Origin of the sequence: Coxiella endosymbiont of Ornithodoros maritimus, from assembly GCF_907164965.1 — a bacterium.
In the GTDB taxonomy this organism is placed as follows: domain Bacteria; phylum Pseudomonadota; class Gammaproteobacteria; order Coxiellales; family Coxiellaceae; genus Coxiella.
Genome location: NZ_CAJRAM010000023.1, coordinates 1 through 24,462 on the forward strand (window position 1 = coordinate 1; position 24,462 = coordinate 24,462).

Sequence of the window (24,462 nt, forward strand, 5' to 3'; positions counted from 1 at the left end):
GACTCGGCCGTGAAGGTTTTGTATGCTTCAATTAATACAGCAGATGCCCCCGCGGGAGGACGACGGGTTTTTAAGTTTTTCACGCTTCACCACGGGTGGGTAATGATAGAGGCCCCTTGTGTTAAGAAGCTTTGAAAGGAACAAGGTGAATGAAAGAGAAGCATCAACTTTACAGCCATTAGGGGTTTATGCTTAAGTTGACGCCTAGGCGTCCCCGCGGGAATGATAATGTTTTTTAGAAATTAAGACGAAGAAAAAAACCCAGAATGGGAAGACTTATATCAAGGTTTGTTTAAAAATCAACGCCTTGGAAATAAATAATAGCACAAATAAATTAAAGCAAAGTTACACCAATGTCTAAAATACAGTTCCAAGTTGACCAAAAGGCCGTTAAGAAAGCTTTACAAGCGGCTGCGCGGACTTATGAAAATGTGGGGGTGGTGCCGAAAGCCATTGCGGATCGCTTGTTGGAGCGATTGGACTTTATTCGGCTGAATCCTCTTTGCGTTGTAGATGTGGGAGCTCGAACAGGGTATGCAACGCAGCAGTTGGAAGAGCGGTATCGGGAAGCGATAGTCGTGGGTTTGGATTTATCCGTTGCGATTCTGCAAGCGGCGTCTTCAAAAATGATTGTAGGAGAATATACGGCTCTCCCGTTCGCCGATCAATCCGTTGATTTGATTTTTTCTAATCTCGCTTTTCAATGGTCCAGTGACCTCCAGCACACGCTGCAAGAATGCCATCGGGTTTTAAAGCCGGGAGGACTTTTACTTTTTAGTATGGTTGGCCCGGATACATTGAAAGAGCTGCGCTCGAGTTTTGCCGATGGTCACCGTCACGTGCATCCTTTTTATGATATGCACGATATCGGCGATATGCTAACTCAATTGCGTTTTACCCACCCTGTGATGGATATGGAGCGACTTATCGTCCATTATTCTTCGGTATCGCAGTTAGTTAAAGATTTAAAACAACTGGGCGCCCAGAATGCCTCCCAAGATCGCCTCAAGGGGTTGATGGGGAAAACCCAATGGCGACAAATTCTAAGGAATTATGAGAATTGCCGTGAGAAAAATGGCGCACTGCCAGCCACGGTAGAAGTTATTTATGGGCATGCTTTTGGTGCCGAGAGTAATTTATTTGAAAGCGCGAATCGAGAAGTGACGGTTCCCATTGATAAGATTATAAGAAGAAATTAATTAATCCGTTTTGGTTTCTAGTTCAAAGGGAACTAGCGTTTCTATCCCATCTTGGTTTATTAAGACCTTCACTTTTTGCTCTGCCTCCGATAAAGCTTGTTGGCACGACCGAACCAGGGCGACCCCTCTTTCAAAATTTTCCAGGGATTCTGCCAGCGTTAAGTTGCCTTTCTCCAGTTTTTCGACCAATGTCGTTAATTCATTTAAGGAGGCTTCAAAGTTGAGGTTTTCAGTTTTTCTACGAGGCATAACGAAAGTCTATTAGTGGTTATTTTCGCCCATGGCGTTAGCGAGGACATCACGGGCTAGTTTGACATCTTTTTCGCCTACAGACAACTCGATTTTCTCCAACAGTTCGGCTGAAAGGAGGTGATTTTTGAGCTCACAATGAATGCCATTGTTTTCGAGCATGACTTTTGCGCTATAGGCATCAACGGCGTCTGTGTAGCTTTCAATGATAATCATAGGGCTTCCCTCTCTATTAAGGTAAATATCGACAAGCTAACTCAGTTCATTTTTTTCTCCAACGCTTGTTTTGCAGAAGAAAGCAATGATTGCTTCTTCATCAGGAGTTTGCGAAAAAACTTCGTACCAATTGCCAATAGCAAAAAAGGGTTCAGGCGTTTTTAAGCAATAAATTTTATCAATCTTGGCGCTTAATGGTTGGATTGTTGATTCCGGTGCTACCGGAGCCGCCATCCCTTAACGTTAGCAACCCAGTTTTTTTGAGAGCCTTAATAGCCACTCGTATCGTCGCGCTAGTTGTGATGCCATCGTCGATGAGAAGTGCCGTTTGGTCTTTTATTTTTGATAGAGGCTGATCACCACGATAACAGTGATTACATTGTTTAAAACTTCGACGCCGCCGGACGCAATAGCGTCCATCGCTAGCTCCTCTTGGACTGGAATCCCTAATCTTCGGATTAAAAAGACATCTAACCGCAAATAAAGCACTTGAGTTATTTCGAACCCAACGGGTACGCCGCCCAGGGGCAAAGCTAGCACGATGCTATTTGACCCTTCATTGTATAAGGTTGCAATAAATTAACGAGCTGTTGTCCTGCGTCTTTACGGTCTTTGAAGCGCATATCGAGGTCCTTTTTAATAAGCCTATCTTTTGATTATAGCAAAATCTGATTTGTTCATTTGCTGTTAATTTCATGCGCCAAGATCTCTTAGATTTTAAGAATAACCCATTAATTTTTGAAAGCTGAGAATATGCAAAGTCCTGTTAGGTTCAAAGGTCGTTATTATTTATTGTTTAATAGTATAGAAAACTTGTCGGAGGAATCAGCAGATGCATCTATTGCAACGTTTACATTGGAATACGCGCCTTATGATGGAGACCCACTTTTGTCGAAAATAGAGAAGGAAAAGATCGAGAAGGCACGAGCTATTACTGAGGTATTGAAGATAAAAGTGAATGGTTTGCTCGGCCCTGAAAATCTGGAGGGTCATTATGCTTTGTGTGAAGGGGAAGGTTGTAATTATATAATCTCTATAACTTACAATAAGCTAGAAAAGGATGGAGAGGAGAATATTAACCAAGTATTGGGAACCTTCGCGGCCATAAAAAATACGGATTTTAAGAGATTACTTATAAATAGAATGATAAAAGAATTAGGCGTCCATCTTGAAATCTGGGGTGCGGAAAAATCTGGTAACAAAAACCGTATCCAAGTAATCAAAGAAATTAATAAACGTTTGAAACCGTTAGCGGAAAATAAAATTTCAGATAGCCCGGCCGACCACAGGGTGGGTGGAACTAGACGAATATTTGAAAATTACAGTAAAATACGTAGAAATTGATTCGAAAAAGCCGGGGGTATCATGGTAATGTTTAGTCTTAAATGCAATACGTCTTAAATTAGTAGAAGACACGGAAAAATATCCTTGGATTGAGGAACAAAAAACTCAAAAAGAGTCTGACGAGCAATCCTCTGAAGAAAAGAAATTTTCTTTTAATAGTTCTACATTTTTTCGCTACAAGAAACGAAAAGGACAGAGAGTCAATCAGAATCTGAAAAAGAAACTCTTTCTAATAAAAAGGAAATTAATAAAATGAAACAATTGATGGGATTATTTGATTACAATTCATTCGTGCGCCATTTTAAGTTACTTCGCATTTGAGAGGGCATTGCGCCGAAAGAGGTTACAAAAAAATGTAAATAATTTACTGGATTACTCCTTCAATGAAAGTCAAACTAAATTTCAGTTGTCAATGGGCTTGGAAGGTATGTCGGATTTTACTTTTCAAGTTAAAGCCTGAGAAGTTTGGAATGCGATCGGAGGCTTGAACAGTTTAATCGAAAAATTCGCCACCCATCAACGTTATGCCAGTGGCATGCCACTCGATTTATATAAATTTATGTTTCGAAAGCATAAAGAATATGAACTGAGTTTGGAAGAGAAGGTCTTTAAAGAGATCCTTTCTTTGTATTGACGGGTGGTCAATAATGTTTGTCATAATAATATTTCCGACGGCCGTTATGACGGCAATGTGAAGCACAGACCCACTGAAAAAGAACACGGCGAACAATCCTTCATAAATGCATTATACCCTTTTTTAAGGGAATGGTTGAGGATGATGAAGTCACCTTAACGCAAAAATTGCAATGGTCAATGGACGCTTATCTTTATGAAATCATATGTTTAGTTCAGTCAGGAAAGGAAAAGGGCAGAGATGCAGTCCATGCAGACTAGCATTCTCACGGCAGAATCTTATTACAAATTTTTGGTCCTGAGGTTTTCTTTTTGGCTGAATTGCATACCCTTTCGAAAGTGTTGCTTCAAGGTATTTCTCTATCCTATAGAGCGATCTTATCCCAAGAATCGCCGCAATCGCTTGAACAGCAAGCTTCGCCAAAGGCCTTAAAAGAATATCGACAAATATTGGAAAATTATCTGGACCCAATAGAGTACTGCGAATCGGCAATGACTTTGAGACTCTTATGTGACGTGACGATGTTGCGAAACAAAACAGCCGTACTGAACCGTTAAATTGATACCCGATTGAACCAAAAGGACGGGATGGAGTTATTTTGTATTTGTCTAAAAACCCACATAAAAAATGCTTTGAGCCAAGGCAAAAAACCGTTGCGATTGAAATGGATTTGTGTGCTCAAATAATAGAGGCTGTATCGGTGTTAAAGCAGCAAGGTGGTCAACAAAATAGTCGCAGTAGCGAGTTGTATTCAGTATTTTATAAGTACGTCGATGAGCTTGGCGGGAAACCAAAAACTTACCGCGCTCAAGCGTTAGTGCCGTTTTTCTTATAGATAAAATTGTTTTTGTGTAAGTAAAACCGGGCTCTGATTTTGTTATCATGACGAGAAAGGGAGGTCATTCATGTCGATGAAAGCACTTGAAATTTTAAGACAAACTTTTGGATATAAAAATTTCCGTCCGCTGCAAGAAAAAATCATTAACAGTGTTATAGCTGGTGAAGATAATTTTGTTTTGATGCCAACGGGCGGTGGGAAGTCGTTGTGTTATCAAATACCTGCACTCGTGCGAGAAGGGGTGGGTATTGTCGTTTCGCCACTCATTTCCTTAATGCAGGATCAAGTTCAAGCTTTAAATGCCAACGGAGCGGCGGCGGCTCTTTATAATTCTACGTTGACGAAAGCCGAAGCGCAAAAAAATTTAGCTCGATTGCATAATAATGAATTGGATTTTCTTTATATTGCTCCTGAGCGGTTAATGACTGAATCATTTCTATCGCGCTTAAGGGAAGTGAAATTAGCCTTAGTGGCTATCGACGAGGCTCACTGTGTTTCGCAATGGGGTCATGATTTTCGACCGGAATATTTACGGTTGGGTGAGTTACGCGAATATTTTCCAAAAGTTCCGTTCATCGCACTCACCGCCACGGCGGATAAGCAAACTCGACAAGACATTTTGCAACGTTTGAGATTAACAAAGGCGAATGTCTACATCGCAAGCTTTAATCGTCCAAACATCCGTTATACATTGTTAGAAAAGCAAAAACCATACAACCAATTAGTCAACTTTTTAAAAGATCGAAAAGTTGATTTTGGTATTGTTTATTGTTTGAGTCGCAACCGAGTGGAGGAAGTTGCTGCTAAATTGCAAGCAGATAGGTATTCCGCTTTGCCCTATCACGCTGGGCTGCCTGCGGCTCAGCGCGGAAAAACCCAAGAAGCCTTTCAGCGTGATGATGTTAACATCATTGTGGCGACTATTGCTTTTGGAATGGGAATTGACAAACCCAATGTTCGTTTCGTGGTGCATTATGATTTGCCAAAGCATATTGAGGGTTATTATCAGGAAACTGGCCGAGCTGGGCGAGATGGTCTTCCTTCTGAAGCATTATTGCTTTACGGTTTGCGTGATATTGCTGTTATCAAAAGTTTTATTGAAAATGGAAATAATGAGCTCCGCAAACGGATCGAATTGCATAAATTAAATTGCATGTCTGCTTTTGCAGAAGCGTGGACTTGCCGCCGTCGTGTATTGTTAAACTATTTTAATGAATCGTTGATTGAAGATTGCGGTAATTGCGACATTTGTTTAAATCCCCCTGAAATCTACAATGGCACCATTGAAGCGCAAAAGGCATTGTCCTGTGTCTATCGTGTCCAAGAACGTTATGGCGTTAACTACGTCATCGATGTGCTTCGTGGTAAGGATGATCGACGAATTAAGCGGGCCGGCCATGATCGTTTATCCACCTATGGTATTGGTAAGGAATTAAGCCAGAACGAATGGTATAGCGTTTTTCGTCAATTAATTCATCTGGGCTACCTGGAACAGGATTTGGCTAACTATTCCATTTTGCGATTAACACCATTGGCTCGTTCGATTTTGCGAGGGAAGGAAACACTCATTCTTGCTAAACCGCGCGAGAAATATAATGTTTTGAAGAAAAAATACAAAGCGTCGAAAGTAAATTCATCGGCGCCATCGGCTTATGATGTCGGACTCTTTGAGAAGCTTCGTGATTTACGTAAAGCGATTGCTCGAGAGTCTCGGGTTGCTCCTTTCATAATTTTCAGCTACGCATCGCTGGTTGAAATGGCGAGTCGGTTACCTGTTAGCGACAGTGAGTTTCTAGTCATCAACAGTGTGGGGCGAAAGAAATTCGAAAATTACGGCAAGCTATTTCTTCACTTAATTAGGGAGCATCAGCAATAATAGCTTTCTTTTTTTTCTAAATTTTCTTACAATTTAGAAAGTCTATTTTAAATAAGGGAAAACAATGGCAATAAAAAAGAAAACTTTTTCTCAAAAAAAATCCATATCCAGGAAAACTGGAAAGTCAAAAACAAGGGTGGCTGCGGTCAAAGAGCGGATGACCAAATCGCAAATACTTGCTCACTTGGCTGAAAGCACCGAGCTGACAAAAAAACAAGTGACAATGATATTTGAAGCTTTGTCGGACTTAACGCATGCTCATCTCAAAAAAGGAGGAGCGGGTGAGTTCGTTGTTCCAGGTCTTTGCAAATGCAGTGTAAAACGGAAGCCTGCCACCAAAGCGCGTAAGGGAATTAACCCTTTTACAGGAGAACCCATGACGTTTAAAGCCAAACCTGCTAAGAACGTCGTTAAAATTCGTCCACTCAAACGACTTAAAGAAATGGTTGAATAGGGAGAAATTAAGTGAGAAAACCAAGAAGATCAGTCGCTCTTAAAAAAGCTAAAGAAGCGGTAAAAAAATTACAAGCACGGCTGAAAAAAGCAGAAGCAAAAGTCCAAAAAGAATTAAACAATGCTAAAAAGTCTAAGCAAGTAAAAAGAGTAGCTAAAAAATCAGGCCGGCCTTTGAAGAAGAAGACTTCAGTGAAGAGAAGGAAAGGCTCTCCTGCTAAAGTGGCTCAAAAGACTCGAAAAAAAATAGGCCGTCGTTCCAAAGCTTGATTTGAAGTGGAAGTAATTTTACAGAAAGAAATCTCTGGCGCCTGCGCCAGAAACAAGAGCTGTAGAGTTCCCAAGGGGATTCATGCGCTGCTTCCCTTCCGCCGGCGGAATAAAGCCAACTAAAATAGAAGTGATACAAGCGATTATTCCCACGCACCCCACCAACCAAATGCCAAAATTCCCTTCCGAAATTCGAAAACATTTTTCTTTTCTTTCAGTTTTAAAGCGCCATCGAATCGCTGCAGCAAAAAATGGAATATAAAAAATTAAGGTCAACTGTGCTGTTAAATCGCTTAAAATCCAATAAGCAGTATTAAAAGAAGGAATTAACAAAAACAACAAACATAGAAAAACAACTAAAATAACTTGCATCAATAAAACACCCAGGGGCGCGCCTCGTTTATTTCGATAAGACATCCAGGCCGGTAATGATCCGTCTTCTGCTGCCACCATCAACCCTTTCGTAGGCCCAATAACCCACGCTGCCATGCTACCAAAACCCCCTAAAATAATAATGAATATCGTAACAAGCAATAACTATTTTAAATGAAACGCATTTAAAAATAATGCAAACACTTGATCCAAACCACTGACAATATTTAATGTCTGTTGCGGCACGATCAATGCAATCGAGGTCGACGATAAAGCTGCACTGATGACAATAATTAACGCTGAATAATACAGGGCGCGCGGATAATCTCGTTCAGGGTTTTTCACTTCTTCGGCATGAACCGCTGACATTTCAATTCCCATCAAACTAAAAAACACCACTACTAAAAAAGCCAAATTAGAAATATGACTAAAATGAGGAATAAAATTATGCTAGTTCAAACTGATGGCTAACGGTTTTTTCATCAACAACCAAACAGCGCCTAATAGAATAATCAATGCCATTGGAATAATGGTGCCGACAATGGCGTTTATCGAACTCACTACACTGGAAATTATCATTCCATAACTGTTCGGCTATCGTCACCAATACAAACATACCGAGAATCATCAGCAACATAAATGCTTTATCGGCGGCTAGCGCTGGATTAAAAAATAAGCAACATTGACAGCAATAAAGGATAAAATCGTGGGTACCAAAAAACGTTATAAATCTACTGAAACCAAATCGTGAAAAAGGCCCATTGCGGTCCAAATGCCTCAAACATAAACTTCCCCGGTTTTAGGCCGATGCGTCGCCAATTCAGCCGTTACCAAGACGCTGGCCAAAAAAAATGGGAGTCGCAATGAAATAAAATAAAAGGATAGTCAGCCTATTACCTGCATTCGTCAGCAAATTGCGCAAACTGTCGATAGCAATGACGTTGATCATCACCAGACTGAAAACGCTCAAAACCCGCTTTTTTGAATTGTTTAACATTGAAACACAGTTAATCACAATATGCTGATGATTTCTAGCAGGATTTCAATAAGGAGGGTGTTTAAAACTACCAGCATCATTAATAAGAGGTACAAATCTCTTTTAAATATCCCCTTGCCGTGATTATCCTGCTTTAATACCCAACTCTTTTTCGGCTCCCCGAATGGTGCGCTTTTCCCTTTCTAAGGTTTTCGCCTCTAATGTATCCCACCTCACTTGGATTAACTCACGATAACCCGTCTTATCCACGGTCACAAAGTCAATTTCGTACCCTTCTTGGCTGTCGTAGAAATAAATACTTTTGTTTCGTCGCCTGAAGCCCAAATAAATTAAATTTTCCGACAATCTTCCATAATTATTATTCAAACTGATTGAAATAGCATTAATCAGACTATTGTCAATTCCATAAATCTTTTTGGGTTTCTTCTGCTTTATCCGCCCCTATTCGGAATAAATAGGCACAGTAAAAATTAAAAAAGCGTCTTCAAGCTAATCCAAATAAGTATGAATCGTGTCTTTACTCACTTTGTAACCTTGGCTTTTTATATCGTTATAAAATTTATTCACTGAAAAAACAGTGGCCGTATTTTTCAATAAAGTCGTTGTGAGATATTTTAATAACGCAACATTCGTCACATGATAACGCTCAATAATATCTCTTAAAATCACCGTATCTATGTATCCCTGCAGCGTTTCCCGCCATTCATTGATGGGCATGTGCTGCACAGCCGGAAATCCACCACGCGAAAAATAATTGAGTAAATATTGACACAGGATATCGAAGGTTCGTTGTCTAAAGGGTCTACTGCTATCTATTTTCACCTGATGCGCCCCCAAATATTCTCGAAAAGAACTTCCCATTGCTTTGATGTCGATAGGCAGTAGCTAATCGTCTTCGAAATTAAATAGCAGAATTTGCTCTTTAGCAACGCCTTGATCCAAAAATCCATTGATAGTTTGGTAAAGAAAATAGGATTTACCTCATCGCCGCATGCCAATGGCAACTTTAATCATATTACGGGCTTGTGAAAATTGATATTACCGCAGCGTCCCCTTGCGGGCTTCCGAGGTGACAATAAAGGCTTCTTCTAATAAAGTTTCAAGCAAATCGCGCATTTGTATCCTCTTATACAAGGTTATTATAAGCAAAATATAGCCTGACAATGGCACTACGAATGCGATGACGGCTTTCCTTAAACAGCAGTTTCCAGTAAGCCCAACAACAGAAAATACTGGCATGCCATTCGATATATGAACCTCCACGGTTACAGGAGGAGGATCAATCCGTGTGCTGCCGCAACTATACACAATAGCAAGCGACATCGAAGACTACGATTGAAGATTTTCTAATTCACTTAACTTTTTTTCCAGCGCTTCCAATTTTGCTCGCGTGCGCTCCAACACCTTAACCTGGGCATCAAATTCTTCGCGCGTCACTAAATCCATTTTACTAAAGGATTGTTGCAATATGCTTTTGAAGTTTTTTTCGAGATCTTTGGGCAAGTTTTTAACCCCAGGCGGTATCGAACCCAATAATCGCTTGACGATGTCATTAATGTATCTTGGCTTAAACATAACGCTTCGCTTTTGTTTTTATTATAAACTATCATACGCTACTTGTATTAAACACAATACCCTAGTTTAGGTCATTCATGGTTCTTGATAATATACTTCGAGTTATCGGCGAAACGCCGGTTGTGCGCTTGCATCGAATTGGCCAATCTCTTCCTTGTGAACTCTACGGCAAATGCGAATTCCTCAATCCAGGCGGTTCCGTTAAAGACCGAATTGGCGTTGCTATGATTGAATCGGCCGAAGAACAGGGAAAAATTAAACCGGGCGATACACTAATCGAACCAATCTCTGGCAATACGGGGATCGGTATTGCTTAAGCTGGAGCCGTCAAAGGCTATCGAGTTATCATCACGATGCCAGAAAAAATGAGCCACGAAAAACAAGTCGTTTTAGAAGCGCTGGGCGCAACCATTTATCGAACGTCTACAGAAGCAGCCTATGATGATCCCGAAAGCCATATTTCACTCGCCAAACGTCTAAAGCAGAAAATTCCTAATTCTTACATTCTCGATCAATACAGCAATAGTGAAAATCCCGATATCCATTACCAAACCACAGCCCAAGAGATTTTGGAGGACATGGGTGAAAATCTTTCCATGGTGGTAATGGGCGTTGGCACAGGGGGGACCGTCATCGGAGTTGCAAAAAAAACTAAAAGAAGTGCATCCTTCGATTCAGATCATCGGCGTCGACCCCATTGGATCTATTCTAGGGGGCGGGGATGAAATTAAACCTTACCTTGTAGAAGGCATCGGGTATGATTTTATCCCCGACGTGCTGGACAACAACCTAATCGATGAATACGTCAAAATTAACGACAAAGATTCTTTTTTAATGGCGCGCCGTTTAATTTGTGAAGAGAGGCTATTACTGGGCGGTTCTTCCGGATCAGCTGTTTGGGCAGCTTGCCAAGCGGCTCAACGATTGAAAGAAGGCGAGCGATGTTTAGTTATTTTGCCGGATGCTATTCGAAATTACTTGACTAAATTTGCAGACGACGCCTGGATGCAGGCACAAGGGTTTTTGTAACGGATTTTCAATCCTAACAATTTCCCGTATTCCGCTTCGCTCCATACGGGCTACTCTTCTTTTTGATGGGATAAAAAAGGTGACGGCTAACAACAATAAAAAATCACGCATCGATACAGGTGTCATTCACGCCGGATAAAAACCGGACCCCTTAACCGGCGCCGTCATGACGCTCATCTATACCTCTTCCACTTATGCGCAAAAAAGTCCAGGCGTTCATCAAGGGTACGAATATTCTCGCAGCCAAAATCCGACGCGCTTTACTTATGAGCGTTGTGTCGCGGATTTAGAGTCTGGACAACACGGCTTTGCTTTCTCGTCAGGAATGGCCGTCACGCCACTATTTTAGAACTCTTAACAATCGGGTGATCATGTAGTGGTGATGGAACGACGTTTATGCTGGCTCCTATCGTTTATTTGAAAATGTACGAAAGCGATCAGCCGGCCTTTCTTTTTCGTTCGTCGATTTTACGGACGAAAATAAAGTGCGAGAAGCCATCACCGCAAAAACTAAAATGTTGTGGGTAGAATCAGCAAGCAATCCTCGGCTTAAAGTTGTTGATCTTGCAAAAATTGCGGAGATCGTAAAAGAAAAAATATCATCGCAGTTGCCGACAACACATTCGCCACACCGATTATTCAACGCCCATTAGAATTAGGCTTCGATATCGTTACACATTCGGCAACAAAATATTTAAATGGTCATTCTGATATCGTAGGCGGCGTAGCCGTGGAGGGCGACAATAAAACTTTAGCCGAACAATTAAAATATTTACAAAAAGCTATAGGTGCTATCGCCGCGTCTTTCGATAGTTTTCTGATTTTACGCGGATTAAAAACGTTAGCCATTCGAATGGAACGCCACTCTGAAAATGCGATGCAGTTAGCCCAATGGTTAGAGAAACACCCCAAAGTAAAATGCGTTTATTATCCTGGCTTACCAAGCCACTCCCAGCACTCGATTGCTAAAAAACAAATGCGTTATTTTGGCGGCATGATTTCTGTCGAGCTAAAATTCGATTTAAATGAAACTAAAAAAGTACTCGAACGCTGCCAACTTTTCACCTTAGCGGCAAACCTCGGCAGTGTCGAAGCCTCATCGAACACCCCGCGGCCATAATGACCCACGCCTCCATTCCACAAGCAGAACGCCAAAAACTGGGGGCATAACAGATGCTTTTATTCACCTCTCCGTCGGTATCGAAGCGATAACTGATTTGCGCCACGATCTAGAAGCAGCTCTTTAAAAAAACTTAAAGTCCACTCATTCTCGCAGATTCATTTATTTTGTTCAGTTTTCCAGGCTAAAAATTCTGAGGGGCGTAAACCACAACGAGCAAGTAAGCATCTACGGACAGGCGATTCTGTGATACTTTTTAGTATTTGCTCGGCTGATGATATGGGTGGCGTGGTTTTTTAAAATTGCGCCAGTTATGTAGATACCTTCGACGAAACGGCGATGGTAGGGGCGGGAGAACCGGAGTTGGGTACGGACTTAGTGCTTTTTAAAAAGCTTTGGAATTAGTATTGCAGAAGCCCTAAGTCCGTACCATCTCATTACCCAGAAATCACAGCTATTTCCATTTTAAACTGCATGATCTCGTGTAGCGGGAGTCCAGGCGCGTTTTTAGCGCGCAGCGTGTGTGCGCTGCGCGTATAGGCGGGGACGACGAAGGAGCGGGGGTGTCGGGTTTTAAGTTTTTCTGACTTTCAGATTTAGTACGTATTTTCGCACAAGAATCATTCTAACTATTTGAAAATATAAGACCTTATTGGCGTCCACAAAAAAATCTGGAAGTCGGGAGAACTTTAGCTAAAGTTGCGAAGCTCCACCGTCAAATCCAACAAGGGAATGGCTTCCACTTGACGCGAGAGTGGAAATCTTTCTTCGCCGCTGTAGACCACAAAGCGTCGGGTCGGGTTTAAGTCTTTACAGCCCTGGTAAAATCTGCGTTCTACTTTGGGCACCGTTGTTCGCTTAATTTCAATGGCCCAACATTCTTGTCCAGGCATGTGCAGCAACAAATCGATTTCAGCACCCCCAGCAGTTCAATAAAAAGAAGTCTCAGTATGATCGGGGGCCACGGCTAAAAGGTTCTCTACCACAAAACCTTCCCAGCTCGCACCCACTACAGGGTGAGCCAAGAGTGCGTCAAAATCGGGAATATTCAATAATTGATGAAGCAAGCCACTATCACGAATATAAATTTTAGGCGATTTAATCAGTCGCTTACCCTTGTTGGCATACCAGGGTTCCAATCGATGACTAGCAAAAGATCAACCAACAAATCAAGGTAACGCAACGCTTGATAGTCGTACTGCTGAGATCAAGGTTAGTCGCTAGCTTGGAAATATTCACCGTAGTAGCTTGAAAATGGGCAAGCATGGTCCAAAACCGTCGCAAAGTAACCGCGAAAAGGAATGCGAAGCCCAAACTGCGGGATATCTCTTTCTAGATAAGTTTGTATGAAGTTCTCTCGCCACGTTGCACTCACGTGATCCGAAATGGCTGTATAACTGTTTGGGAAACCTCCTCTCAACCAAAGCCGGTTCAATGCAGAAGGCGTCACTGCGTCTGTTTCAAGAGGAGTTAAACCCGTGAGAGTTCAAGGTAAGCGATGCGACCTGCTAGACTTTCGGAAGATTGCCTTAAGAGATCCCGAGAAGCTGAACCGAGTATTAAAAATTGCCCATTACCCATTCCGGGCTGTCGACGTTGATCGATTATTCCACGCAGTACTTTAAAGAGTTCTGGCATGCGCTGGATTTCATCCAAAACAACAAGCTTTCCCATTTGATTACTAAAGTAAGCGGTTGGGTCTTGTAGTTTCGCCACGTCAGGAGGCGCTTCTAAATCCAGGTAAACAGAAGAGCTTTTTTAGCAACTTCAAGTGCAAGCGTTGTCTTTTCCACTTGTCGCGACCCAAGGATAGCCACTGCTGGATTATTTTCCAACGCCGTTAAAAGCTTTAAAGTCAGTAAGCGAGTTAACATCCTTGCAAATCTAACATAAAGTGTTAAATTTGCAAGGATTCTAAGGTCAGCTAACTGCCATAGACTAAAATTAAACTATTTTTCCTTGACTTAAAATCATTCGGCTTAACGCACGACAAAAATTTAAAGATAAGCGCCGTCATTCCAAGAACATTGTCCGATGCCATATGAGGGTCGCTTAATTTGCTTTAGATTGGTCAACTTTATTCGACTTCGTATCACTCGACATGGGGTGGGAAACTTTGTGCACAGGCTTGAGGATAATTAGCGGCTGCACCACCATTGGCCCGAAACCAACAAAATCATCATCCCAAGGGTCTATACAGTCATCCAATGAGAAAAAGCCCGCATTTGCTCCGCCATTAAATCATCCATGTGCCAGAAAACACGCTGCATATAATGGGATTCTTTAGCTTGTTGCGCTTTAATTTGATCGTACAATTTCTGACTTTCCTTGCCAGTTAATTTTTTGCCGTCCTTATAAGCCACAATATCCATCGTGGGCTTTCCTTGTTCGTTATGCTCCGTCCAGATAAGTACAGTTTGAACATTGGACTGAATAATACGCTTTAAGCGCTTTTTGATATTGTGCTTAATTCAGCCAACCTATCTCGCCATTACGCGGATCACCTACTTTAACCCAATCTTTTTGATGATAGATAAGAATCAAGCGTACAGTTGGTGAGAGTGTTTTTAAAATTTTCGCGTTGGATTGTGGTTTTTCGTAAAGATTAACTGGAGGACTCGACTGTTGGGATTGCTGCGTTGTTGCGTAAGTGATACTTCCGCTCAAGATGCAAAAAATATGCTGAGACTGATGAGTAAACGTCGCATTTTTAGCTCCTATTTTCGTTTGTGAACGTGATCTAATATATCACTGTAAAAAATCGGGTGCAATTCAAATAATTTTTTATTACCATGTTGACACAACTTACTCTATGTTTTTGAAACATTAATTTAGGGATGCTTTAATGACGCACACGACCTTATTTACCTCAGAATCCGTTTCCGAAGGTCACCCGGACAAAGTAGCTGACCAAATTTCGGATGCTATTCTTGATGCCCTGATTGGCCAAGACCCTAACTGTCGAGTGGCTTGCGAAACAGTCGTAAAATCTGGAATGGTTTTTGTAGCCGGGGAAATCACTACCAACGCCTGGGCGGACGTAGAACAAATTATCCGAAACACTGTTTTACAAATCGGGTATAACGACCCCCACCTTGGCTTTGACGGAGAAACTTGCGCTGTTGTCACTGCCATTGGAAAACAATCGCCCGATATCGTTATGGGTGTCGATGGCCGTGAAGACCAAGAATTAGGGGCAGGCGACCAAGGGTTAATGTTTGGGTACGCTTCCCGAGAAACCGATGTTTTTATGCCGGCTCCCATCACCTATGCCCACCGCCTTGTACGCCAACAAGCGCTGTTACGCAAAAATGGTCGGCTCCCTTGGCTGTGTCCCGATGCGAAATCCCAGGTAACCTTGCGTTACGAAAACGGAAAACCCGTCGCCGCCGACTGTATCGTCCTTTCCACTCAACACAGCCACGAAATTAACCAAGAAAGTTTGAGGGAAGCGGTCATCGATGAAATTATCAAACCCATTATTCCCCCGCATTGGCTCGATAAGCACACGCGCTTCCTTATTAATCCGACAGGACGCTTCATTATTGGCGGCCCGGTGGGGGATTGCGGGTTAACCGGTCGAAAAATTATTGTCGATACCTACGGCGGAATGGCACGCCACGGTGGTGGGTGTTTTTCTGGCAAAGATCCTTCCAAAGTCGATCGTTCAGGCGCTTATGCTGCCCGTTATGTAGCCAAAAATATCGTGGCTGGCGGCCTCGCTGATCGGTGTGAAATACAAGTTTCCTATGCAATTGGCGTTGCCGAGCCCACTTCAATCAGTGTCGAAACTTTCGGCACGGGGAAAATTGGCGAAGCCCGCATTCAGCAATTAATTAAAGAACATTTTGATCTTCGTCCTGGCAAAATTATCGAAGAATTGAACTTATTGAGGCCCATTTATAAGGCAACCGTCACCTACGGACATTTCGGTCGAGAAGAACCTGAGTTTACGTGGGAGCGAACCGATAAAGCCGAAATACTCCGCGAAGCCGCCGGTTTAGTCGCTGCAAACGTAACTAATTGAAATGGAAAATGACATGCAAACAGCAACAATGACACAAGACTACCATATCGCCAATATCAACCTGGCCGATTGGGGCCGTAAAGAAATCGAAATTGCCGAAACGGAAATGCCAGGGTTAATGGCATTATGCAAAAAATATAAAAATGCAAAGCCCTTAAAGGGCGCACGCATTGCCGGCTGTATTCACATGACCATTCAGACGGCCGTCTTAATTGAAACTCTGATATTATTAGGCGCCGAGGTGCGCTGGTCTTCCTGTAATATCTTTTCCACCCAGGATCACGCTGCTGCTGCCCTCGCTCAAAAAGGCATTCCTGTTTTCGCCTGGAAAGGGGAGACCGAAGAAGAATATTGGCGCTGCATTGCATCTACGCTAGAAGGGCCCAAAGGTTGGACGCCCAATTTACTGCTTGATGATGGCGGCGACTTAACCGCTTACACTCTCCAAAAACACCCTGAATTATGCCAAAACATACGGGGTGTTTCTGAAGAAACGACCACGGGGGTACACCGTCTTTACAAAATGTTAAAGAAAGGCGCATTAAAATTCCCCGCCATAAACGTCAACGATTCTGTCACCAAATCTAAATTTGATAATCTTTACGGCTGCCGTGAATCATTAATCGACTCTATCAAGCGCGCTACGGACGTTATGATCGCTGGTAAGCGCGTGGTGGTTTGTGGTTATGGGGATGTCGGCAAGGGTTGCGCCGAATCATTACGCGCTTATGGAGCTACCGTTTATATTACAGAAATCGATCCTATTTGCGCTTTACAAGCAGCGATGGAAGGTTACCGCGTCGTTACCATGGGTGAAATGGCTGATAGCGCTGATATCTTTGTAACAGCAACGGGGAATACCGATATTATCACTCATGAGCATATGCTGAAAATGAAAGATCAAGCTTTCGTTTGTAATATTGGTCATTTCGACAACGAAATCGATATTGCTTCCTTACAAGATTACCAATGGATGAATATCAAACCCCAAGTGGATCAAGTTATTTTCCGTGACGGAAAACGTCTTACGGTGTTAGCTCGAGGTCGTTTAGTCAACTTGGCCTGTGCAACAGGACACCCTAGTTTTGTCATGTCCAACTCCTTTACTAACCAAGTGCTTGCGCAAATAGAATTGTGGCAATACCCTGAAAAATACCCTATCGGGGTTTACGTTTTACCCAAACATCTCGACGAAGAAGTTGCTCGACTTCACTTAGAACGGGTAGGCGCAAAATTAACAAAATTGACTGAAAAACAAGCCGACTATATCGGAGTTGATCCCGAAGGACCTTTTAAATCGGAACATTACCGCTACTAAAATAGGGATTTTGTACGTCTTTATTTATGGTTTCCATTCAACAAAAGAAATTACAGTTACTATTTTCACATATAAGCGAAATATTAAGCGAATTAATTATCTCTCCCTACAAAGTCGATACCGTTATTGAAAAAATCATGCAAGAGGTAGAAAATTTTTTACCCCTATCTAATTGGAGTCTCTTGCGTTATGACTCAGTGTATGATGAGTTATTTTTTTCTATGGCAAAGGTTTAGATGAAGAGGTAACTAAAGGCATTCGGCTAAAAAGGGGCGGAGGTATTGCGGGCACACCGTCGCCGAAACTGGAAAATCTTCTTTTATTAGAGATTGCCAAAATGATCCTCGTTTTAGCAAAAAGGTGGATAAATTCTTTAAAAAAAAACCTGTTCGATCATTGCTTGCCACAATTAAACTCAAAGATGTATTATTAGGCGTTCTCAAACTCGTTAATCTGGAAAATAATGTTTATTTTTCTGAAGAGGATTGTTTTTTATTAGAAATTGTCGTTAATTTCTCAGCTGTACCCCTCATTAGCGCCTCACTTTTTGAAAACTTGGTCCCACTCTCCTACTACGATCCGCTAACAGGGGCCTACAACCCTACTAAACTGGAGGAACTTTTAAGAAAACCTTCACTGTTTATACCGAAAAGAAAATCAGCGTTTTCCTACTCGACTTAAACAATTTCAAAGCTGTTAATGATAACTATGGCCATCGTGCCGGCGATCAATTACTCAAAAAAACCACCCACCGAATCACTTCCTCAGCCCGAAAAAGGGATCTGTTTTTTCGAATTGAAGGCGACGAATTCCTTTATCTTGCTTTCCATGACGATGCCTCCTCGATAAAAGAAGCCGAACAAAGTCTGCTTAAAAAGCTTGAATCCATTTTGAGAGAATTGGAACCTAAAACGGGGCATTTTTCCATCGGATACCAAACAGGCCCTATAAAAGACATCAAAATGTTAATCTCCAAAGCCGACGAAGCCATGTATATCGATAAGCAACGTAGTAAATCAATCTATTGATTTTTAAAGATATTTTTATTCTACGACGCGCGGCTTTCAATATTTATCAAAACCAAAATTTTCTTTTTTAATCATTTAGTTAATGAAGAAAAACTAATAACTGCGCTATAATTGGGGTATAGAGATAAAAGAGGGAGGGAAGTTTCAGTTAACTCACCCAAGTGGTGAGTGACGTTTATGGTTACTCATGAAAAAGCCGGCGTGGGCTCTCTTTTGAAACAAGGGCTTAGACCTAAAGAATACGAGAAAGACGCCGATGAAATAAATGTGAAATCTTTCGTGAGGGAAAACGTCAATCTTCATTTAGGGAGCGTTGTTGTTCCTGTTGTGGAGCCTCGGTGGAGGTTTACCCGCCCACGTCCCGGAAGATGTAAATTTTTTAATATCCAATAGGCCGTTTTCGAGTTCCGATACATTGCATAGCAGTTTGGACTCATTTTCTGAGCATGCCGATAACGTTGTTACTCACCTCGTTAAACCGTCCGCGGAGGAAGCTGAATCTTTGCTCAAATTCGCCGAGGCCCTCCCACGAGCGGCTTGCTCCCGGGAGCCGTGGCTCCGGGAACTCCTGTCGTTGGCGAGAATATTTCTGCTGAAAACGCTTCAGCGTTAACAGTAGAATAAGGCGCCAGTCCCTTCTTCTACTGAAACCGGTTTATCAGAAGGCGCACCTTCGGTAGCCGCTCCACTTGAAGAAGTGGTTCAAAGAAACCAAGCTTCCCTCTCAACAGGTGAGTTGCCATTAACGGCTCCTCCTGACGAAGGAGCGTTACCTGAAGCAGGGTTGCTTCTGGAAGAAGAGCAAGGCCCGGGCCGCAGACAAGGGCGAAAATAAAGAAGGTGATGATGACGGTTATTCCTTCGAAAAAGCAGATAGTCATGAACTTGATCTCAATGGCTTTAGCAACCATGAGGTGCATGGGGATACACACTTAGAAGGAGTATCTATTCAAGAGTATCACACCAGAGAGGGAGAGGTGGATATTTCCGGCAATTCTTCCGGCGGCATGGACCAAGACCCAAGCGGATAGCTTTTATTCTTGCCTAGGCAGACTCTTAAAATCAGAACTACTGCAATAACCCTTAACTATCTTCGCCTGCGTAAATTATTTATACCTATAATATTAACTACCCGTAAAGGGTAAAGACCTAAAACCCTAAAACCCGTCATCCCCGCATAGGGGACCCAGCGCGCTAAAAGCGCGCCTAAATGACGAAGCTTAAAATTGAAAGTGTTGTGAGTTGTGGGTAAGAATATATCCCCATTTTATCCACAGCTTTCCCCCGTCTTACTCTACTTGCAATTCACACTAAAACACATTATCTTGTGTTTAACAACTTAAAAAATGCCTATATATTGTGGCTCAAGTAGGACCCAATCGGCGGGGTTGTGAAGCCTAAAATCAATTATTTATACCCCCAAACCAATGAAAAAAACCCGGAGATTCTCTCATGGAAACTAATCTAAAAGAAACCAGATTAACGCTCGGTGGCGGCAACTCCGATGGGAATCTACTCGAAGCCATTCAACCTGGCCAATTGCGAGTGGTCAAACGCGATGGGCGGGTCGTGAAATACGACGCTAACCGGATCACGATTGCCATGAAAAAAGCCTTTTTAGCCGTTGAGGGGGAAACAGCGGCTGAATCAGGCCGCGTTCAAGAAATCGTGTCGCGGTTAACCAATCAGATTACTGATCTTTTCCAAAAACGCTGGCCGTCCGGCGGCGCCCTCCATATTGAAATGATTCAAGACAAGGTGGAACTGGCACTCATGTACGCCGGCTTGCACAAAGCTGCTCGCGCTTACGTGCTCTATCGAGAAGAGCGCCGTAAACAACGTGAAGAACAAAAAGCGAGCGGAGCCGAAAATACCATTCACGTCACCCTCGACGATGGTGCTACCACCCTGCTGGACCAATCTTGGCTTGCGCGCATGGTGCGCTCCGCTTGCAGCGATTTAGAAGGTGTCGACGCCGTTAAAATCCTTGAAGAAACGAAAAATAATTTATTCGACGGAGTCGCTTTAAAAGATGTTTACAAAGGGCTCGTCATGACGGTACGCACCTTGGTGGAAAACGAACCGAATTACACTTATGTGACCGCGCGTTTATTGCTCCATGATTTATACCGCGAAGTGCTAAATGGACTTAATCTCCCGCAGGATTTAATGCACGAAGATATTGCCCGTTATTACCCCGAGGCATTCAAAAATTTTATCCGCCACGGGATCGAGACTGAACATCTGCATCCCAATTTACAAACTTTTGATTTGAATTATTTGGCCCAAGCACTAAAACCCAAACGCGATCAACAATTTACTTATTTAAGCCTGCAAACGCTTTATGATCGTTATTTGATTCATCACCAGCAGGTGCGCATTGAATTGCCCCAAGTTTTTTTCATGCGAGTCGCTATGGGCTTAGCTCAAAGTGAAGGCGAAGCACGCAACGAACGTGCGGTTGAGTTTTACAATGTTCTTTCTTCGTTCGACTTTATGAGCTCAACCCCAACCTTATTTAATTCAGGCACCGTTTTTCCTCAGCTTTCCAGTTGTTTTTTAACGACAGTCCCGGACAGTTTAGATGGAATTTACAGCGCGCTTAAAGACAATGCTTTGCTTTCAAAATACGCGGGTGGATTAGGCAACGATTGGACGCCGGTGCGAGCGTTGGGCGCTTACATTAAAGGTACCAATGGAAAATCATTAGGCGTTGTGCCATTTCTCAACGTGGCGGATGCAACGGCGATTGCCGTCAACCAAGGCGGTAAACGCAAAGGCGCTGTTTGTGCTTATTTAGAAACATGGCACATGGACATCGAAGAATTTTTGGATTTGCGTAAAAATACAGGCGATGACCGCCGCCGGACCCACGATATGAATACAGCTAATTGGATTCCCGACTTATTTATGAAGCGGGTATTTGAGGATGGGCAGTGGACCTTATTTTCTCCCGACGAGGTACCTAATTTACACGATAAATTTGGAGAAACCTTTGAAACCACCTACGTTGCCTACGAAGAAAAAGCACATCGCGGCGAGATTCGCTCAAAAACTATTTCCGCGATTTCACTGTGGCGAAAGATTTTAAGCATGCTGTTTGAGACGGGACATCCCTGGGTGACTTTCAAAGATCCTTGCAATATTCGCTCGCCGCAACAACATGTTGGCGTTATTCATAGCTCGAATTTATGCACGGAAATCACATTAAATACCTCCCGCGAGGAAATTGCTGTCTGCAATCTCGGCAGTATTAACCTCGTCAATCACATGAAAGACGGCAAACTCGATACTGAAAAATTAGCAAGAACAACAAAAACGGCGATCCGCATGCTGGACAATGTCATCGACATTAATTATTACAGCGTCCCACAAGCACGCACTTCCAATCTCAAACACCGTCCAATTGGACTTGGATTGATGGGATTTCAGGACGCGTTATATTTGCAAAATATTCCCTACGCTTCAGAAGCTGCCGTGCAATTTGCCGATCAAAGCATGGAGACGATTAGTTATTACGCCATCCAAGCATCGATGGAATTAGCTAAAGAACGCGGTCCTTATCAAACTTTTAGAGGTTCTTTATGGAGCCAGAATGTTTTACCTATCGATTCCATTCAATTATTGAAAAGAAGTCGCGGAAAATATTTCGAACAAAATACCGACCAAACCCTCGATTGGAATGCGTTGCGAAAGCAAGTTGTTGCACACGGTATGCGCAATTCTAACGTCATGGCCATTGCACCCACAGCAACGATCTCGAATATTTGTGGTATTTCTCAATCGATTGAACCGACGTATCAAAATTTATTTGTGAAGTCGAATTTGTCGGGAGAATTCACCGTGATCAATCCTTATTTAGTTAGCGAACTTAAAAGTCGCCAACTATGGGATAACGTAATGGTACATGACCTTAAATATTACAACGGCAGCGTTCAAAAAATTGATCGTATTCCGGCGGAGCTTAAAAAATTATATGCCACGGCTTTCGAGATTGAGCCACGCTGGCTGGTTGAAGCCGCCTCACGTCGACAAAAATGGATCGATCAAGCTCAATCATTGAATTTATACATGGCTGAACCCTCGGGGAAAAAATTGGATGTCTTGTATCGCATGGCCTGGCTGCGCGGATTGAAAACGACCTATTACCTGCGCAGTATGGGAGCCACAGGAACCGAAAAAGCCACTATTCATGACACAACGTTAAATGCAGTAACGGGGAAAAATAACCCTAACTCTTGCACTATTGATAATTCCGATTGCGAAGCATGTCAATAAATTCCTTAAAAAGTTATGGTTCTGAACCACTAAATAAAAAGGAGAATCGATGCAAACTCATCAAGAAATAAGCAGTTTACTCGATTGGGATGATTACAATGACCCCGAGGCCATTGAAGCTACGCCCGAAAAAAAATTCTCCCCAAAAAACGAAGAATCCGATGAGGAGGAAACCGGTGGCGGTACAACTGTGCAAAGTGGCGCTACAGGCCTAGAACAACTCGAAATGAGCGCTGCCCGAATTCGCGTTGACGACAAAAAAATTATTAATTGTCACGCCGACCTTAACCAACTAGTCCCTTTTAAATACACCTGGGCTTGGCAAAAATACTTATCCGGCTGCGCCAATCATTGGATGCCCAATGAAATTAACATGACTGCAGACATCGCTCTTTGGAAGGACCCAAATGGCTTAACCGCCGACGAACGAACCATCGTAAAACGCAGCCTAGGTTTCTTTTCGACTGCCGACTCATTAGTCGCTAATAATCTAGTGCTCGCGATTTATCGGCATATCACTAATCCTGAATGCCGCCAATATTTACTGCGCCAAGCGTTTGAAGAAGCCCTACACACGCACGCTTACCAATACATTATCGAGAGTCTCGGATTGGATGAAGCGGAAGTTTTTAATATGTATCGGGAACTACCAGCGGTTTCCAAAAAAGCCGTATGGGCATTGCCTTATACCCAAAGTTTGGCCGAACCTAATTTTAAAACTGGAGCGCCGGAAGATGACCGCCGTTTATTACGCGATTTAATCGCATTCTATGTCGTTTTTGAAGGGTTATTCTTTTACGTGGGATTCACACAAATCCTCGCTATGGGTCGCCGTGGTAAAATGACAGGAACGTCTGAACAATTTCAATATATTTTGCGCGATGAATCCATGCATGTAAACTTCGGTATCGACGTAATTAATCAAATTAAAATTGAAAACCCGCATTTATGGAAAAAGGATTTTCAAAAAGAAGTGATTCAGATGATCCTTGAAGGTGCCGAACTAGAATACCAATACGCGAAAGACTCTATACCTCGCGGCATTTTAGGCTTAAACGCCAACATGTTCAAAGATTATTTGCAATACATTGCCAATCGACGTTGTGTGCAAATCGGCTTACCGGAGCAATTCCCCGGGGCGAAAAACACATTCCCCTGGATGAGTGAAATGATGGATCTCAAAAAAGAAAAGAATTTCTTTGAAACCCGCGTCATTGAATACCAGGCGGGGGGCACGCTCAAATGGGATGAATAATTAAAAAGACCTTAGATAGTACTCTCACTCACGTTACCAATTAGGCCGCAAAGGCGGCCTAATTGGTATTCAACAGGACAAAAATCATAAAAAAAGTAACCTAATGAAAAGTGCCCCTCCTTAAAGAGGGCGTTATAATGCGCCAACATAGAGTTTCTATTTTTAAAAAAAGGAGCAGGGCCATGAAAGATATTAAAATACTTGGTGTTGGTATTTATTGCAAAAGGGGTTTTTCAACTGTGTGGGATTGATGAGTGGGGTAAGGTGATCCACACGAGAGGGGTTAGGCGCTCAATATGTGTCCACTGTGGCAAGGCCTTAAGGTGGCTTGTGTGGTTGATAGAAGCGTGTGGAGGCGCGAACCATTGGTATCGGGTTCATGGG

23 protein-coding genes and 8 pseudogenes are annotated in these 24,462 nt (G+C 42.6%); 18 read left to right on the forward strand and 13 right to left on the reverse strand.

What is annotated here, in order from left to right; genetic code table 11:
• Nucleotides 1-353: 353 nt before the first annotated feature.
• The gene (gene bioC, locus OWO34_RS02120) at nt 354-1,199 is read left to right on the forward strand and encodes a malonyl-ACP O-methyltransferase BioC (RefSeq protein WP_267256400.1); all 846 of its coding nucleotides are present in this window, start codon (nt 354-356) and stop codon (nt 1,197-1,199) included.
• Here bioC and OWO34_RS02125 read toward each other — a convergent pair whose 3' ends face one another.
• The 3 genes and pseudogenes from OWO34_RS02125 to OWO34_RS02135 form a co-directional block, all read right to left on the reverse strand.
• Entirely contained in the window at nt 1,200-1,448 is a 249-nt protein-coding gene (locus OWO34_RS02125; RefSeq protein ID WP_267256401.1) for an exodeoxyribonuclease VII small subunit, read from the reverse strand. It lies immediately after the preceding gene.
• Between the two features lie 12 nt (nt 1,449-1,460).
• Nucleotides 1,461-1,664 (reverse strand): putative signal transducing protein, encoded by a 204-nt coding sequence (locus OWO34_RS02130; RefSeq protein ID WP_267256402.1) that lies wholly within the window; start codon nt 1,662-1,664, stop codon nt 1,461-1,463.
• 41 nt (nt 1,665-1,705) lie between these two features.
• Nucleotides 1,706-2,287, reverse strand: a pseudogene (locus tag OWO34_RS02135) (phosphoribosyltransferase).
• 130 nt (nt 2,288-2,417) lie between these two features.
• Here OWO34_RS02135 and OWO34_RS02140 point away from each other — a divergent pair.
• The 6 genes from OWO34_RS02140 (at nt 2,418) to OWO34_RS02165 (ending at nt 7,079) form a co-directional block, all read left to right on the forward strand.
• A complete protein-coding gene (locus OWO34_RS02140) occupies nt 2,418-3,008 on the forward strand; it encodes a hypothetical protein (RefSeq protein WP_267256403.1) in 591 nt (196 codons plus the stop codon).
• Nucleotides 3,009-3,953: 945 nt separating this feature from the next.
• The gene (locus tag OWO34_RS02145) at nt 3,954-4,199 is read left to right on the forward strand and encodes a hypothetical protein (RefSeq protein ID WP_267256404.1); all 246 of its coding nucleotides are present in this window, start codon (nt 3,954-3,956) and stop codon (nt 4,197-4,199) included.
• A gap of 41 nt (nt 4,200-4,240) precedes the next feature.
• Nucleotides 4,241-4,477, forward strand: a complete 237-nt coding sequence (locus tag OWO34_RS02150; RefSeq protein WP_267256405.1) for a hypothetical protein — start codon at nt 4,241-4,243, stop codon at nt 4,475-4,477.
• 70 nt (nt 4,478-4,547) lie between these two features.
• Nucleotides 4,548-6,356, forward strand: a complete 1,809-nt coding sequence (gene recQ, locus OWO34_RS02155) for a DNA helicase RecQ (RefSeq protein WP_267256406.1) — start codon at nt 4,548-4,550, stop codon at nt 6,354-6,356.
• Nucleotides 6,357-6,420: 64 nt separating this feature from the next.
• On the forward strand, nt 6,421-6,810 hold the full coding sequence (locus OWO34_RS02160) for an HU family DNA-binding protein (RefSeq protein WP_267256407.1): 390 nt from the start codon (nt 6,421-6,423) through the stop codon (nt 6,808-6,810).
• Between the two features lie 11 nt (nt 6,811-6,821).
• Nucleotides 6,822-7,079 (forward strand): hypothetical protein, encoded by a 258-nt coding sequence (locus tag OWO34_RS02165; protein WP_267256408.1) that lies wholly within the window; start codon nt 6,822-6,824, stop codon nt 7,077-7,079.
• Between the two features lie 99 nt (nt 7,080-7,178).
• On the opposite strand, the pseudogene OWO34_RS02170 reads toward OWO34_RS02165, so the two are convergent.
• The 3 genes and pseudogenes from OWO34_RS02170 to OWO34_RS02180 form a co-directional block, all read right to left on the reverse strand.
• Nucleotides 7,179-8,466 (reverse strand): annotated as a pseudogene (locus OWO34_RS02170) (APC family permease); the annotation flags it as partial.
• A gap of 61 nt (nt 8,467-8,527) precedes the next feature.
• A pseudogene (locus tag OWO34_RS02175) lies at nt 8,528-9,597 on the reverse strand (DUF4143 domain-containing protein).
• 180 nt (nt 9,598-9,777) lie between these two features.
• Nucleotides 9,778-10,023, reverse strand: coding sequence for an accessory factor UbiK family protein (locus OWO34_RS02180; protein WP_267256409.1), 246 nt, complete (start codon nt 10,021-10,023; stop codon nt 9,778-9,780).
• Nucleotides 10,024-10,100: 77 nt separating this feature from the next.
• On the opposite strand from OWO34_RS02180, the pseudogene OWO34_RS02185 reads away from it, so the two are divergent.
• Both OWO34_RS02185 and OWO34_RS02190 read left to right on the forward strand, forming a co-directional pair.
• Nucleotides 10,101-11,052: pseudogene (locus OWO34_RS02185) on the forward strand (pyridoxal-phosphate dependent enzyme).
• Between the two features lie 79 nt (nt 11,053-11,131).
• Nucleotides 11,132-12,299, forward strand: a pseudogene (locus OWO34_RS02190) (trans-sulfuration enzyme family protein).
• A gap of 562 nt (nt 12,300-12,861) precedes the next feature.
• Here OWO34_RS02190 and OWO34_RS02195 read toward each other — a convergent pair.
• From OWO34_RS02195 to OWO34_RS02220, 6 genes and pseudogenes are all read right to left on the reverse strand, one after another.
• On the reverse strand, nt 12,862-13,074 hold the full coding sequence (locus OWO34_RS02195; RefSeq protein ID WP_267256410.1) for a hypothetical protein: 213 nt from the start codon (nt 13,072-13,074) through the stop codon (nt 12,862-12,864).
• Nucleotides 13,075-13,101: 27 nt separating this feature from the next.
• Nucleotides 13,102-13,314: pseudogene (locus OWO34_RS02200) on the reverse strand (DUF4143 domain-containing protein); the annotation flags it as partial.
• 328 nt (nt 13,315-13,642) lie between these two features.
• Nucleotides 13,643-13,888, reverse strand: coding sequence for an AAA family ATPase (locus OWO34_RS02205; RefSeq protein ID WP_267256412.1), 246 nt, complete (start codon nt 13,886-13,888; stop codon nt 13,643-13,645).
• Nucleotides 13,889-13,902: 14 nt separating this feature from the next.
• Nucleotides 13,903-14,046 (reverse strand): P-loop NTPase family protein, encoded by a 144-nt coding sequence (locus OWO34_RS02210; RefSeq protein WP_267256413.1) that lies wholly within the window; start codon nt 14,044-14,046, stop codon nt 13,903-13,905.
• Nucleotides 14,047-14,364: 318 nt separating this feature from the next.
• Nucleotides 14,365-14,544, reverse strand: a complete 180-nt coding sequence (locus OWO34_RS02215) for a hypothetical protein (RefSeq protein WP_267256414.1) — start codon at nt 14,542-14,544, stop codon at nt 14,365-14,367.
• Between the two features lie 94 nt (nt 14,545-14,638).
• Entirely contained in the window at nt 14,639-14,839 is a 201-nt protein-coding gene (locus tag OWO34_RS02220; RefSeq protein ID WP_267256415.1) for an SH3 domain-containing protein, read from the reverse strand.
• Between the two features lie 178 nt (nt 14,840-15,017).
• On the opposite strand from OWO34_RS02220, the gene metK reads away from it, so the two are divergent.
• The 5 genes from metK (at nt 15,018) to OWO34_RS02245 (ending at nt 18,938) form a co-directional block, all read left to right on the forward strand.
• Nucleotides 15,018-16,199, forward strand: coding sequence for a methionine adenosyltransferase (gene metK / locus OWO34_RS02225; RefSeq protein WP_267256416.1), 1,182 nt, complete (start codon nt 15,018-15,020; stop codon nt 16,197-16,199).
• A 1-nt stretch (nt 16,200) separates the two neighbouring features.
• A complete protein-coding gene (gene ahcY, locus OWO34_RS02230; protein WP_267256417.1) occupies nt 16,201-17,517 on the forward strand; it encodes an adenosylhomocysteinase in 1,317 nt (438 codons plus the stop codon).
• Nucleotides 17,518-17,838: 321 nt separating this feature from the next.
• Nucleotides 17,839-18,198, forward strand: a complete 360-nt coding sequence (locus tag OWO34_RS02235) for a GAF domain-containing protein (RefSeq protein WP_267256422.1) — start codon at nt 17,839-17,841, stop codon at nt 18,196-18,198.
• Nucleotides 18,174-18,545, forward strand: a complete 372-nt coding sequence (locus tag OWO34_RS02240; protein WP_267256423.1) for a GGDEF domain-containing protein — start codon at nt 18,174-18,176, stop codon at nt 18,543-18,545. The genes OWO34_RS02235 and OWO34_RS02240 overlap by 25 nt, the downstream gene beginning before the upstream one ends.
• Nucleotides 18,546-18,722: 177 nt before the next feature.
• Entirely contained in the window at nt 18,723-18,938 is a 216-nt protein-coding gene (locus OWO34_RS02245) for a hypothetical protein (protein ID WP_267256418.1), read from the forward strand.
• A 248-nt stretch (nt 18,939-19,186) separates the two neighbouring features.
• On the opposite strand, the gene OWO34_RS02250 is transcribed toward OWO34_RS02245, so the two are convergent.
• Nucleotides 19,187-19,456 carry a hypothetical protein gene (locus OWO34_RS02250; protein WP_267256419.1) on the reverse strand — a complete coding sequence of 90 codons (270 nt, stop codon included), beginning with the start codon at nt 19,454-19,456 and terminating at the stop codon, nt 19,187-19,189.
• A gap of 416 nt (nt 19,457-19,872) precedes the next feature.
• Here OWO34_RS02250 and OWO34_RS02260 point away from each other — a divergent pair.
• The 4 genes and pseudogenes from OWO34_RS02260 to OWO34_RS02275 all read left to right on the forward strand — a co-directional run.
• A pseudogene (locus OWO34_RS02260) lies at nt 19,873-19,965 on the forward strand (hypothetical protein); the annotation flags it as partial.
• 32 nt (nt 19,966-19,997) lie between these two features.
• Nucleotides 19,998-22,823 (forward strand): ribonucleoside-diphosphate reductase subunit alpha, encoded by a 2,826-nt coding sequence (locus OWO34_RS02265; RefSeq protein ID WP_267256420.1) that lies wholly within the window; start codon nt 19,998-20,000, stop codon nt 22,821-22,823.
• A gap of 49 nt (nt 22,824-22,872) precedes the next feature.
• On the forward strand, nt 22,873-24,078 hold the full coding sequence (locus OWO34_RS02270; RefSeq protein WP_267256421.1) for a ribonucleotide-diphosphate reductase subunit beta: 1,206 nt from the start codon (nt 22,873-22,875) through the stop codon (nt 24,076-24,078).
• Between the two features lie 182 nt (nt 24,079-24,260).
• Nucleotides 24,261-24,462 (forward strand): annotated as a pseudogene (locus OWO34_RS02275) (IS110 family transposase); the annotation flags it as partial.

Excerpts from the sequence above, each read along its gene's own strand:
- bioC (WP_267256400.1), top strand. The coding sequence starts at position 354 with ATGTCTAAAATACAGTTCCAAGTTGACCAAAAGGCCGTTAAGAAAGCT.
- OWO34_RS02125 (WP_267256401.1), bottom strand. The coding sequence starts at position 1,448 with ATGCCTCGTAGAAAAACTGAAAACCTCAACTTTGAAGCCTCCTTAAAT.
- OWO34_RS02130 (WP_267256402.1), bottom strand. The coding sequence starts at position 1,664 with ATGATTATCATTGAAAGCTACACAGACGCCGTTGATGCCTATAGCGCA.
- OWO34_RS02140 (WP_267256403.1), top strand. The coding sequence starts at position 2,418 with ATGCAAAGTCCTGTTAGGTTCAAAGGTCGTTATTATTTATTGTTTAAT.
- recQ (WP_267256406.1), top strand. The coding sequence starts at position 4,548 with ATGTCGATGAAAGCACTTGAAATTTTAAGACAAACTTTTGGATATAAA.
- OWO34_RS02160 (WP_267256407.1), top strand. The coding sequence starts at position 6,421 with ATGGCAATAAAAAAGAAAACTTTTTCTCAAAAAAAATCCATATCCAGG.
- OWO34_RS02180 (WP_267256409.1), bottom strand. The coding sequence starts at position 10,023 with ATGTTTAAGCCAAGATACATTAATGACATCGTCAAGCGATTATTGGGT.
- OWO34_RS02210 (WP_267256413.1), bottom strand. The coding sequence starts at position 14,046 with ATGTTAACTCGCTTACTGACTTTAAAGCTTTTAACGGCGTTGGAAAAT.
- OWO34_RS02215 (WP_267256414.1), bottom strand. The coding sequence starts at position 14,544 with ATGGATATTGTGGCTTATAAGGACGGCAAAAAATTAACTGGCAAGGAA.
- metK (WP_267256416.1), top strand. The coding sequence starts at position 15,018 with ATGACGCACACGACCTTATTTACCTCAGAATCCGTTTCCGAAGGTCAC.
- ahcY (WP_267256417.1), top strand. The coding sequence starts at position 16,201 with ATGGAAAATGACATGCAAACAGCAACAATGACACAAGACTACCATATC.
- OWO34_RS02245 (WP_267256418.1), top strand. The coding sequence starts at position 18,723 with ATGGTTACTCATGAAAAAGCCGGCGTGGGCTCTCTTTTGAAACAAGGG.
- OWO34_RS02250 (WP_267256419.1), bottom strand. The coding sequence starts at position 19,456 with ATGGTTGCTAAAGCCATTGAGATCAAGTTCATGACTATCTGCTTTTTC.
- OWO34_RS02265 (WP_267256420.1), top strand. The coding sequence starts at position 19,998 with ATGGAAACTAATCTAAAAGAAACCAGATTAACGCTCGGTGGCGGCAAC.
- OWO34_RS02270 (WP_267256421.1), top strand. The coding sequence starts at position 22,873 with ATGCAAACTCATCAAGAAATAAGCAGTTTACTCGATTGGGATGATTAC.